The organism is Mycolicibacter senuensis (assembly GCF_003284925.1).
In the GTDB taxonomy this organism is placed as follows: Bacteria; Actinomycetota; Actinomycetes; order Mycobacteriales; family Mycobacteriaceae; genus Mycobacterium; species Mycobacterium algericum_A.
Genome location: NZ_QMEX01000031.1, coordinates 25,186 through 35,962 on the forward strand (window position 1 = coordinate 25,186; position 10,777 = coordinate 35,962).

Below are 10,777 nucleotides of genomic sequence, written 5' to 3' on the forward strand. Positions count from 1 at the left end.
CCCGCCCGCACACTCAACGCCATGACCGCACAATCAACGCCACACCAAGGCAAGAAGATACTGGTCGCTTCGGGTTGAGTGTGCGGCAGCGGCGTGGGGTGTGCGCCGACGCCAGACGCCGAGGGCCTCAGGCGAGCCGGCGCAGCCGCGGCTCCAGGTCGGTCTTGAACAGCTCCAAAAAGCGCCGCTGGTCGTGTCCGGGGGCGTGGAACACCAGGTGGTTCAGGCCCCACCTGACGTACTGGCCGACCTGCTCCACCGCCTCGTCGGGATCCGAGGCGACGATCCAGCGCTTGGCGATCTGTTCGATCGGCAGCGCGTCGGCGGCCTTCTCCATCTCGATCGGGTCGTCGATGGAGTGCTTCTGTTCGGGGGTCAGCGACAGCGGCGCCCAGAACCGGGTGTTGTTCAGCGCCAACTCGGGGTCCGGGTCGTAGGAGATCTTGATCTCGATCATCTTGTCGATCGCGTCGACGTCTCGCTCGGCGGCCGCCGCACCCTCGCGGACGGCCGGCATCAGCTTCTCGGTGTAGAGCTCTTCGCCCTTGCCGGAGGTGCAGATGAAGCCGTCGCCGGCGCGCCCGGCATATTTCGCCACCGTCGGCCCGCCCGCCGCGATGTAGACCGGCACACCGCCGTCGGGCACGTCGTAGATCGACGCGCCCTTGAGGTTGTAGTAGTCACCGTCGAAATCGACCCGGTCGCCCCGCCACAGCTCGCGCATCAGCCGCACCGACTCGCGCAACCGGGCGAACCGCTCCTTGAACGCCGGCCACTCACCGATGAAGCCGGTGGCGATCTCGTTCAACGCCTCGCCGGTGCCGACCCCCAAGAACACCCGCTGCGGATACAGGCAGCTCATCGTGGCGAAGGCCTGCGCGATGACGGCCGGGTTGTACCGGAACGTCGGGGTGAGCACGGAGGTGCCCAGCTGGAGCTTCTTGGTGCGCTCGCCGACCGCGGTCATCCAGGCCAGCGAGAACGGGGCGTGCCCGCCTTCGTGACGCCAGGGCTGGAAGTGGTCGCTGACCGTGGCGCTGTCCATGCCATGCGACTCAGCGGCCACACCGAGTTCCACCAGTTCCCGCGGCCCGAACTGCTCCGCCGATGCCTTGTATCCGAGTTTCAGTTCCACCATGTCCACCTTTTCTACTCTCCCGCCATCTTCCTAGACTCACGGGCATGGGTGCGAGGCTGGTCGAAGTGGTTCCGGTGACCGAGCGGGTCTACCTAGCCCGCGGAGAGGCGGTCAACTGGCTGCTGGTCACCGATGACACCGGCGTACTGCTCATCGACGCCGGTTACCCCGGCGACCGCACCGACGTACTGGCGTCGCTGGGCGCCCTCGGCTATCACGCGGCCGACGTGCGCGCGGTCCTGCTCACCCACGCCCACGTCGACCATTTCGGTGCGGCGATCTGGCTCGCGAAAACCTACGGAACGCCGGTCTACTGCCACGCCGACGAGGTGGGACACGCCAAGCGGGAGTATCTGGAGCAGGCCTCGCCGCTGGCGGTGGCCCCGCAGCTGTGGCGGCCGAGTTGGGCACGGTGGAGCCTGCACGTACTGCGCAACGGCGGCCTGAACCGCGAGGGCATCCCGTCCGCGCAGCCGCTGACCGGGGAGATCGCCGCCGGCCTGCCCGGCCGGCCGGCCGCCATCCCCACGCCGGGCCACACCCGTGGCCACTGCTCGTATCTGGTCGACGGTGTGCTGGCCAGCGGGGACGCGCTGATCACCGGCCACCCGGTGCTGGCGCACACCGGACCACAGCTGCTGCCGGCATTGTTCAGCCACAGCCAGCAGGACTGCATCCGCAGTCTGTCGGCGCTGGCGTTGCTGGAGACCGAGGTGCTGGCGCCCGGTCACGGCGACGTGTGGCGGGGCCCGATCCGGGAGGCCGCCGAGGCCGCAATCGACCGTGCGGGAAAACCTTAAGGTCACGATCCGATAAGCGCTGATCCCGGAATTTAAGAGCTCCCTTACCGACTGGTTCCGCATCTGCGGCGCGCTCTCCGGCAACCGACCGGCAGGTGCTGAACCTGTTGGCGCAGCGCGCCTTCGGGTGTGCCCCAGCACACACCGCACTGCCCACACCCGCGCGTACCTTGGGCTCCGGACGGGAATTGCAGTCATTCACCCGGAAGGAAACATCCATGTCGAAACCCCTCGACAGCACCATGATTCGGCGACTCGGCCTCGGTGCCGGACTGCTGGGCGCCACTGCCGCCACGCTGATCGCCGCACCGTCGGCCGCAGCGGCACCGGATTGCAGTCACGCGGCGGTGACCAGCACCGTCGACTCGGTCACCGGTTCGGCTCGGCAGTACCTGAGCACTCACCCTGGCGCCAATGCGGTGGTAAACCAGGCGATCAGCCAGCCGCGGCCGCAGGCTGCAGCGGACGTGCGCAGCTATTTCACCGCCAACCCGCAGGAGTACTACGAGCTGCGTGGCATCCTGGCACCGATCGGTGAGAAGCAACGGCAGTGCCAGACGACGGTGCTTCCGCCCGAATTGGCTTCGGCCTACGCCGAGTTCATGGCCGGATAACGCTAGCCGCGACACTGACGGCACAACCGGGCCCCGACGCGACCGAGGGCGAGTCCTCGAACCGCGCCGGGGCCCGGTCTGGCACCGGTCCCCGGTCACGGAGGCGGCATTCGGCGGCGCGCTCACCGCTTGGAACCGGTCAACTGCCCGGGGCAATACGCGGACGCCGCGATCACCGCGAACTGCGCGGCGCCGTCCAGCGTCAGGGCGGCGTTATCATTCTGCAGTTCCTTGACGACCTGTAAGCCGGACTCCCCGTTGCTGATCAGGCCGCACACCGCCCGGCCAGCCGCGATCGCCTGCGCGTCGCCGGCGAACGTCATGCCCGACTGCCGAAGGGCCGCAAGGAAGCCGGGATCGCCAGCGCCCTCGGGATCCGCTTGAGCCGGGGCGGCGCTCAGCACCGCGAATGCCGCGACCGCCCACACCGGGATTCTCTTCGCCATCATCACCACCGTTGAAAATCAGCCGCGCCGGCAGGCGGGCCACCTCGTTGTGGACCTCAGGTCGCCGGCTTCGCGGCCGCCCTCGTTCTGGCGCCCCGCAGATGCACGGCGTGGATGCCCGGCTTCCGCGACAACTCCTCGAGCAGACTGTCCAACCCGGCTTGGTCGGTGTTCCAGTGCTGCACCGAGTCGGGTTGATGCCGCAGCTTGGCGATCACCTGATCGAGCCGGGCGGGTGTCTTGGCGCCTCGGCCCGCGGTGACGCGGGTCCGCCCCGCGGCCGCGGCGGTGAACCCGGATGCAACGCTGCCGACCGCGCTGCCGGTCATCCCGCCGAGCGCCATCTGACTCAGCAGGTCACCGGGAATGGCCGCGGGCGCAGCGGCATTCGGCGCCGCGCTGACCGCCAGCCGGATCGCCGGGCTCTGTGCCGCCCACGCCGGCGGCACGGACAGCGACCCGACCATGTTGGCTTCGCCCGTTCCGGCCGAGACCGCCGCGGCCAATCCCCCGGCCGGTGGCAGCGCGAGTCCGGCACCCAGCCGGGTCGCCGGGATCTCGACGTGGGCACGTCCGAGCGGCGGCGCGAACTTCAGGAAGTTCTGAATGGGAAAGTTGGCGAGCATGGAGACGTAGTTGAACTGTGCGGTGAAGCCGAGCGGAGCCCTGACGGCCGAGTACATCGCCGCCACCGTCGCCCCGGCCTCCGATGAGCCGGTCAGGCTGGCGAGTAGGTCGTTGAAAAGCGTGGTATACCCGGTCGCGAGGTCGGCACCGGCCTGCAGCAGGGGGTTGGCGGTGGCGACTGCCGGGCCGACCGGCGTGCCGTCGGTGGTCTGCGGCGGTTCAGTGAAGGCACTGATCCGCGTGGCGGCCACTGACGCCACGACGTAGCCCTGCATGACCGCCGCATCCTGGGCCCACATCTGCAGGTACTGGGCTTCGGTCGCCGCGATCGCTGCCGCGTTCTGCCCGGCAATGTTCGTCGCGAGCAGCGACATCAGCTGGGCGCGGTTGGCCGCCACCGCTTCCGGTGGCACCACGGCAGCGTAGGCGGTTTCGTACGCCGCCGCGGCGGCCTGCGCCTGGGCGGCCGCCTCGGCGGCCTTCCCCGCGGTGGCCGACATCCACAGCGCGAAGGGGCCGGCCGCAGCCGTCATCGACTCGGCCGACGGTCCGGCCCACGATTCACCGGCCACTCCCGCCACCACGGCGGCGTAATCGGCTGCCGCAGCCGCCAGTTCACCGGCCAGCCGGTCCCACGCCGCCGCCGCCGACCGCAGCGGCCCGGATCCGGGGCCGGTGTAGATGTTCGCCGAGATGACCTCGGGCGGTATCAACGCGAAGTACATTGGGTCGTCCCCCTTCTGGTTGTGCACACCCCGGCGGCGCGTGCTGGGCCCCGGCCCGGTCTCGGGGAGTCAGTCATCGCCGAGCTCCGGGATCACCACGATGGTGGCTGCCGCGGGATCCGCCTCGGCTGCGATGGCGCCGACGACATCGGCACTGACCCCGCACCCGCCGGCACGGCTCACCGCCACGCCGGCTGCGTGGCCGGTGCCGGCGCCCATGGCACGTCCGGCCAGGCTGGAAAGCGCCATCTGGCTGAACAACGCATCCTCTCCGGCAAACGCAATGGCGGGGGCGGCCGCACCGGCCGGCAGCGACAAGACGACCGGTTGGATCGCCGGCGCGGATGTGGCCCACGCGGTGGGCACCGACAGCTTCCCGATCAGCGCCGCCCGCCCCAGCGCGCCCGTCACCGGAGCACCGCCCAGGCCTGCCGCTGGCATGGTCTGGTTCGCCATCGCGGACAGCGGCGTCAACGCGCCGGTGATGGGCTTGGGGCCGGCCAGGTAGGAGCCGGCACCCATCGCGTTGATAGCCCAACTCCAGATCTGCCCGAAGGACAGCAACGGGCCGCCGGGGATGGACGACCACCCCAGCAGCGGGCTGTATGCACCCGTCAGGGTCGCCATGATGGTGTTCCAGTTGGCCAGGTCTGCGCCGAGACCTCCGGGCAACGCCGAGCCCGCCTCGGCAGGCGCGGCCGACAGCGACGGCAGCGTTGACAGCGTCTGCGAAACCTGCTGCCCGGCTGCGCTTCCCGAGCTCGCAACCGCTTTCGCCGCGGCGCCCGCCTGGTCGGCGATGCCGGCCGGGTTGGTGGTCGGTGGCGGCTCGGCGAACGGCGTGAGCCGGGTGGCTGCCGCCGATTCGCCGGCGTAGCCGTACATGGCGGCGGCGTCCTGCGCCCACATCTCGGCGTAGTGCGCCTCAGTGGCCGCGATCGCCGGAGTGTTGAGCCCCAGAATGTTCGTTGCGATCAACGTCAGCAGCAGACTGCGGTTCGCAGTGATCACCGGCGGCGGAACGGTCGCGGCGAACGCCGCCTCGTAGGCGGCGGCAGCGGCGGCCGCCTGTGCCCCCGCCTGCTGGGCCCGGGCGGCCAGCCCGCTCATCCACTCGACGTACGGCGAAGCCGCCACCGTCATGGCCGCCGCGGCTGGCCCATGCCAATCGGCGGACAGGTCGGCTAGCACCGCACCGTAACCTGCTGCGGCGGCGTGCAACTCCGCTGCCAGCTCATTCCAGGCCGATGCCGCGGTCAGCAACGGCACCGGGCCCGCCCCGGCGTACATCCGCCCGGAGTTCACCTCCGGCGGTAACGTCCCGAAATCCATTTCCACCCGCCTTTTCGCAACAGACTCACGCTTTGCCCGGCGTTTCCCTTCGGCGACGATGCCGCGGGCGGCGGTGACTCGCGTGGGTGCTTGGACACGTCGGCCAGCAGGCCTAGAACGAGGCGCCCGTCATGGCCGTCCCGAATCAAGGGGAACGCGGAGGGCTGCACCGTGGAAATCGGGCACCAGGGCGTGGCGATCGAGCAGAGACAGCTGCGGGAAGCGGCGTGTGATCACGACGTAACCTCCTGGCAATAAACGTTATTCACGCCCCGTTGCGTCGGTCGTCGATTGACGAACCATCAACCTAGGGACGCTTTCCGGGAATCTGCTGTGTAAGAACTGCAAGATTGTTTTCGAAAGCCCGCCCTGGACAAACTGCCGGAGACCGACCGCCGGCCCCGTGGCGATCAACAGACATAACTCCCACCGCGAATTACAGTGGCAATCAAAGCTATTCGACGCCTGACGCTTTTCCTATCCAGCGCTGTATAAACTCCGGCCGGTGTGGGGCCACCGGCCGGCATAGTGACGCGATTCGCACAAGTTGTCACGTGATCCGAGATAAATTCTCCCGCAACACTTCCCGCGCCACTCCCGCCGGGAGAGATCAGCGGCTAGCTTCGTGTAGCGGCGACGTACCGGATCACGGCCGGGGCGCCATCGAGTTCGCGGTCGGTCAGCCGCGGCAGCCGCGCCACGGAGAACAGCTCGGCAATGCCGGATTCAACCGTCGCCCAGCCGCTTTCCTTCAGATGCCGCACCACGTCGGTGTGCTCTCCGGAATAGAACGGTCCGGGCCCGCTCAAACTCAGGCCACGTCGCCGCCAGCGCTCCACGAGTGACTCGTGATGCACCGCCTGCGGTCGACTCGGCGGCACCGCATGGTCGGCGGCGAGCCGGCTGCCCGGCGCGCTGAGTGCGGTGACACCGTCGAGTAGCCGATTCTGGGCGTCCGACGGCACATACCAGACCAGCAGACCCTCGATGACCCACGCGGTAGGCGCTGCGGCGTCGAAACCGACTCGCCGCAGCGCGGCCGGCCAGTCACTGCGCAGATCGACACCGACCGCGCGACGGTTGACACTGGGCACGCAGCCCCAGTCACGCATGGTGGTGGCCTTGAAGTCGACCACCGCGGGATGGTCCACCTCGTAGACGGTGGTCTCGGCCGGCCACCACAACCGGTAGGCGCGGGTGTCCAGTCCCGACCCCAGGATCACGGCCTGGCGGATCCCGCCGCGCGCGGCGTCGGTGAAGAACGCGTCGAAGAAGTTGGTGCGCGCCGCGGAGAACTCCGCCAACCGCGGAAACCCGCCATCCTTGCCCAGCCGACTGATGTCCAGATCACCGTCGGCCACCCGGATGCAGAACTCCAGGCCGACCTTGTGCACCAACGGGGCGGCGAACGGGTCGTTGATCAATTCGCGCGACGTCGCCGCGGCCCGCGCCGCGGCCAGCACCGTGGCGATGACGCCGGCGCCCGCGGCCAGGCTGGCCGCGTCATCCCCGGAAGTAACTGCCGTGTTCATGGCTGTCCACCGCGGCGGCACGGCGGTCAAAGCGTTCTTTTGCCGGCCGGCACCCCATGCACGACCGCTCGGACCTGATCATCCATCCCGCTGACCGACGCGAACAGCATCTCGTCGCCGGCCCGCAGCGCGTCGGCGGCGCGCGGCAGGATGACCGACTCGCCACGCAGCACCGCGAGCAGGGCCGCACCCTCGGGCAGCGCGATGTCGCAGATCAGTCGCCCGATCAGCGGATTGTCTTCGGGCAGTGTCAATTTGGTGAGGCTGGCCTGACCGCGCCGCAAGCCCATCAACGGCACCAGGTGGCCGACGTCGATGGCGCCTTCCACCGCGGCGACCATCGCTCGGGGTGTGGAGACCGCCACGTCGATGCCCCACTCCTCGGTGAACAACCGCTCGTTGCGCGCGTTGTTGACCCGGGCCACCACCCGGGCCACCCCGAACTCTGCCTTGGCCAGCAAGGCGGTGGCCAGGTTGGCCTTGTCGTCGCCGGTGGCGGCGATCACCACATCACAGATCTCGATGCCGCATTCCTGCAGCGCGGACAGCTCGCAGGAGTCGGCCAGCAGCCACTCGGCCCCGGGAACGGAATGGGGTTCGTAGTGCGCCGGGTTGCGCTCGATGAGCAGCACCCGGTGGCCGTCGCCGATCAGTTCCCGCGCCACCGATCGCCCGACCGCGCCGGCACCGGCGATCCCCACCCGCATGATCGCTCACCTCATCCCCGCATCGCTCCCGGCTGCTCCGGGTGTACCACAGTTGTGACGGCAGTACTGATTTACTGACAGATAACACGAACCCGCTGTCTTTGAGCGAATCACACGAGCGGGTTCGGCCACCACCGCCGGTTCGAATGGGAATCAGATGACCCTGGAGCAGCTCTACCTGGCCCTGCTGATCGGGGGCCTGGTTCTGCTGGCCAGCATCATCGCGACCCGGGCCGCGGACCGGGTGGGCCTGCCCAGCCTGCTGCTGTTCCTGTTCGTCGGGGTGGCAATCGGCAACGACGGGCTGGGACTGGACTTCTCCGACGTACAACTGGCCAGCGATCTGGGCACCACCGCGCTGGCGGTGATCCTGGTCGAAGGTGGTTTGACGACCAAGTTCGCCAACATCCGCAAGCTGCTCGCGCCGGCGGCGGTGCTGGCCACGGTGGGTGTGGTGGTCAGCATGGCGGTGACCGCGGTGGCCGCACACCTGCTGCTGGGCATCAGCTGGCAGCTGGCCTTGCTGCTGGGCGCGATCGTCTCACCCACCGACGCGGCCGCGGTGTTCTCCATCCTGCGCGTGTTGCCGCTGCCGCGGCGGGTGGCCGGTCTGCTGGAGGCCGAGTCCGGCTTCAACGACGCGCCCGCGGCGATCGTCGTGCTGATGCTGAGCACCACACCGCTGACGATCGCGCCGGTGCACGCCATCGCCGACGTCGTCTTCGAGTTGGCGGTGGGGTCGGCGATCGGCTTGATTGCCGGGCTGCTCGGGGCGATGACGCTGCGTCGTACCGCCCTTCCGGCATCCGGCCTGTACCCGTTGGCGACGTTCGGGCTGGGCATGGTGGCATTCGCGGCGGCCGCTTGGGTGCACGGCAGCGGGTTCATCGCCGCCTACCTGGCCGGGGTGGTGCTGGCGAACTCCGGCCTGCCGCACCGCGCGGCCACCCGCTCGTTCGCCGAGGGGCTGGGCTGGCTGGCGCAGATCGGCCTGTTCGTGTTGCTCGGCCTGTTGGTGAGCCCCAGCCAGCTGCCGGGGGAACTGGTCCCGGCGCTGCTGATCGGGGCCGTGCTGCTGCTGCTGAGCCGGCCGCTGTCGGTGGTGGCCTCGCTGATCTGGTTCAAGGTGCCGTGGCGCGAACAGATCTTTTTGTCCTGGGCGGGCCTGCGCGGCGCGGTTCCGATCGTGCTCGCGACGTTCCCGATCGTGGAGGGCGTGCCGGACAGCTACCGACTGCTCAACATCGTGTTCATCCTGGTGGTGGTCTACACCGTGGTCCAGGGTCCCAGCCTGGGACTGTTCGCGCGCTGGCTGGGGCTGATCTCGCGGGACGCCACCCGGGAGATCCAGGTGGAAGCGGCGCCATTGGACGTCCTGGAGGCCGAGCTGTTGACGATGACCGTGCAGCCGGAATCGAAGCTGCACAACGTCTCGGTCCTCGAGTTGCGGTTGCCCGACCCGAGTGTCATCACGCTGATCATCCGCAAGGGCGAAACCTTCGTCCCGCAGCCCGACACCCGGATCACCGTCGGCGACGAACTGCTCATCGTCACCACCAGCAAGACCCGCGCGTCGGCCGAGCGACGGCTGCGGGCGGTCAGCCGGCGCGGCAAACTGGCGCACTGGTTCGACGAGTACGGCGACTCGGAGTAGCCCTTCACCGTTGATGCGATGCCGGGTGCCACTCGCACTGTTGCGCCGTGGCCGCCGCGTCAACGCAGGGTGATCAGCGGGATCGCCGTCTCGACCGGGTTGAGTCCGCCGTGGAAGCCCACCAGTTGCGCCGTCTGGGGCGGTTCGTGCTCGGTCGCCAGGATCGCGGTGTCGCCCGTGCAGGTCACCACCACGTCGCCGATGCGCGCCAGGTGCTGATCGCGCACCGGCCCGAACACCCCGGCGGCCACCGCCTGCTCGCGGGTTTGAACCACGGCCCGCCCGGCCAGCAGTTCAGTCCAGGCCGCCAGCACGTCCGCAGTCGCGCCGGCCTCGGTATGCAGGTAGCGCACCCGCGGCTCGCCGGCGACCACCCGAATGCCCGCGCGCAGCCGCGGATCGGCATCCAGGTCGATACGGGCGGGGTCGGGCACGTTGAGCCCGCCGTGATCGGCGGTGACCACCAGCGCGGCATCATCCGGCAGCTGCTCGACCAGATGCTGCAGCAGGGCGTCGACCTTGGCGGCCGCGGTTTGCCAGTGCGGCGAGCCGATGCCCGAGACGTGCGCGGCGTGATCAAGCGCCGCGGTGTAGCCGTAGACCAGGCCGGGGGCCGCCACCAGTTCCGCGGCGACCCGGGCGGCGTAGTGCTCGCCTTTGGCGGTCGGGCGGAACTCCGCGCCGCGGTAGGCGGCCTCGGTGAGCCCGCTGCCGATGAACATCTCCGGCAGTACCGCCCGGGCGGCGATGCCGCCGTCGCGGAGTCGCTCGAACCAGGTCGGCACCGGCTGCCACGTCGCCGGCGGGGGGTCGTCTCGCCAGAAGATGTGGGTGAGCACCCTGTCGGTGCCGGGGACGTTGAGCGTGAAGCCCAGCACCCCGTGTTCTCCCGGCCGCACACCGGTCCCCAACGACACCAGGCTGGTCGGCGTCGTGGAGGGGAACGTGCAAGCCAGCTCGGTCAGCTGACCGGTGGTGCCGGCCAGCACCGAGGCCAGCAGCGGGGCGTCTTGCGCCAACTGCGGCAACAGGTGGTGGCCGAGCCCGTCGACCAACACCACCGCCACGCGTCGCACCTCACCGATCCGTTCGCGCAGGCCGAGCAGATCGGTTGCGCCCGGCGCCCCGAGCGCGGCCGCCACCGACGGCATGATGTCGCAGATCGAACCGGGCACGCGGCCAGCCTGCCAGCTGCCCGGCTA

At 69.6% G+C, this 10,777-nt stretch carries 10 protein-coding genes; 3 read left to right on the forward strand and 7 right to left on the reverse strand.

Going from position 1 to position 10,777, the window contains the following annotated elements; all coding sequences use genetic code 11:
• Positions 1 to 127: 127 nt before the first annotated feature.
• Positions 128 to 1,138 (reverse strand): glucose-6-phosphate dehydrogenase (coenzyme-F420), encoded by a 1,011-nt coding sequence (fgd, locus tag DQP56_RS10225; protein ID WP_112685066.1) that lies wholly within the window; start codon positions 1,136 to 1,138, stop codon positions 128 to 130.
• A 56-nt stretch (positions 1,139 to 1,194) separates the two neighbouring features.
• On the opposite strand from fgd, the gene DQP56_RS10230 reads away from it, so the two are divergent.
• Entirely contained in the window at positions 1,195 to 1,938 is a 744-nt protein-coding gene (locus DQP56_RS10230) for an MBL fold metallo-hydrolase (protein WP_205868840.1), read from the forward strand.
• 218 nt (positions 1,939 to 2,156) lie between these two features.
• Entirely contained in the window at positions 2,157 to 2,552 is a 396-nt protein-coding gene (locus tag DQP56_RS10235) for a heme-binding protein (RefSeq protein ID WP_112685044.1), read from the forward strand.
• Between the two features lie 122 nt (positions 2,553 to 2,674).
• Here the strand turns inward: DQP56_RS10235 and DQP56_RS10240 are convergent, their stop codons facing one another.
• From DQP56_RS10240 to DQP56_RS10260, 5 genes are all read right to left on the reverse strand, one after another.
• On the reverse strand, positions 2,675 to 2,998 hold the full coding sequence (locus DQP56_RS10240; protein WP_112685068.1) for a DUF732 domain-containing protein: 324 nt from the start codon (positions 2,996 to 2,998) through the stop codon (positions 2,675 to 2,677).
• A gap of 56 nt (positions 2,999 to 3,054) precedes the next feature.
• On the reverse strand, positions 3,055 to 4,350 hold the full coding sequence (locus DQP56_RS10245; RefSeq protein ID WP_112685046.1) for a PPE family protein: 1,296 nt from the start codon (positions 4,348 to 4,350) through the stop codon (positions 3,055 to 3,057).
• 69 nt (positions 4,351 to 4,419) lie between these two features.
• Positions 4,420 to 5,682 (reverse strand): PPE family protein, encoded by a 1,263-nt coding sequence (locus DQP56_RS10250; protein ID WP_112685048.1) that lies wholly within the window; start codon positions 5,680 to 5,682, stop codon positions 4,420 to 4,422.
• Positions 5,683 to 6,299: 617 nt separating this feature from the next.
• Complete coding sequence (locus tag DQP56_RS10255) at positions 6,300 to 7,214, reverse strand: SAM-dependent methyltransferase (protein WP_112685050.1); 915 nt, start codon at positions 7,212 to 7,214, stop codon at positions 6,300 to 6,302.
• A 26-nt stretch (positions 7,215 to 7,240) separates the two neighbouring features.
• Positions 7,241 to 7,921, reverse strand: a complete 681-nt coding sequence (locus DQP56_RS10260; RefSeq protein ID WP_112685052.1) for a potassium channel family protein — start codon at positions 7,919 to 7,921, stop codon at positions 7,241 to 7,243.
• Between the two features lie 157 nt (positions 7,922 to 8,078).
• Here DQP56_RS10260 and DQP56_RS10265 point away from each other — a divergent pair, with 157 nt between their 5' ends.
• Complete coding sequence (locus DQP56_RS10265) at positions 8,079 to 9,575, forward strand: potassium/proton antiporter (RefSeq protein WP_112685054.1); 1,497 nt, start codon at positions 8,079 to 8,081, stop codon at positions 9,573 to 9,575.
• A 59-nt stretch (positions 9,576 to 9,634) separates the two neighbouring features.
• Here DQP56_RS10265 and DQP56_RS10270 read toward each other — a convergent pair whose 3' ends face one another.
• Positions 9,635 to 10,750: an alkaline phosphatase family protein gene (locus DQP56_RS10270; protein ID WP_112685056.1), complete on the reverse strand. Its 1,116-nt coding sequence runs from the start codon at positions 10,748 to 10,750 to the stop codon at positions 9,635 to 9,637.
• Between the last annotated feature and the right edge of the window lie 27 nt (positions 10,751 to 10,777).

Bases quoted from the DNA above. Each gene is read 5' to 3' on its own strand.
- DQP56_RS10255 (WP_112685050.1), bottom strand. From the start codon at position 7,214: ATGAACACGGCAGTTACTTCCGGGGATGACGCGGCCAGCCTGGCCGCG.
- DQP56_RS10265 (WP_112685054.1), top strand. From the start codon at position 8,079: ATGACCCTGGAGCAGCTCTACCTGGCCCTGCTGATCGGGGGCCTGGTT.
- DQP56_RS10250 (WP_112685048.1), bottom strand. From the start codon at position 5,682: ATGGATTTCGGGACGTTACCGCCGGAGGTGAACTCCGGGCGGATGTAC.
- DQP56_RS10245 (WP_112685046.1), bottom strand. From the start codon at position 4,350: ATGTACTTCGCGTTGATACCGCCCGAGGTCATCTCGGCGAACATCTAC.
- DQP56_RS10260 (WP_112685052.1), bottom strand. From the start codon at position 7,921: ATGCGGGTGGGGATCGCCGGTGCCGGCGCGGTCGGGCGATCGGTGGCG.
- fgd (WP_112685066.1), bottom strand. From the start codon at position 1,138: ATGGTGGAACTGAAACTCGGATACAAGGCATCGGCGGAGCAGTTCGGG.
- DQP56_RS10240 (WP_112685068.1), bottom strand. From the start codon at position 2,998: ATGGCGAAGAGAATCCCGGTGTGGGCGGTCGCGGCATTCGCGGTGCTG.
- DQP56_RS10235 (WP_112685044.1), top strand. From the start codon at position 2,157: ATGTCGAAACCCCTCGACAGCACCATGATTCGGCGACTCGGCCTCGGT.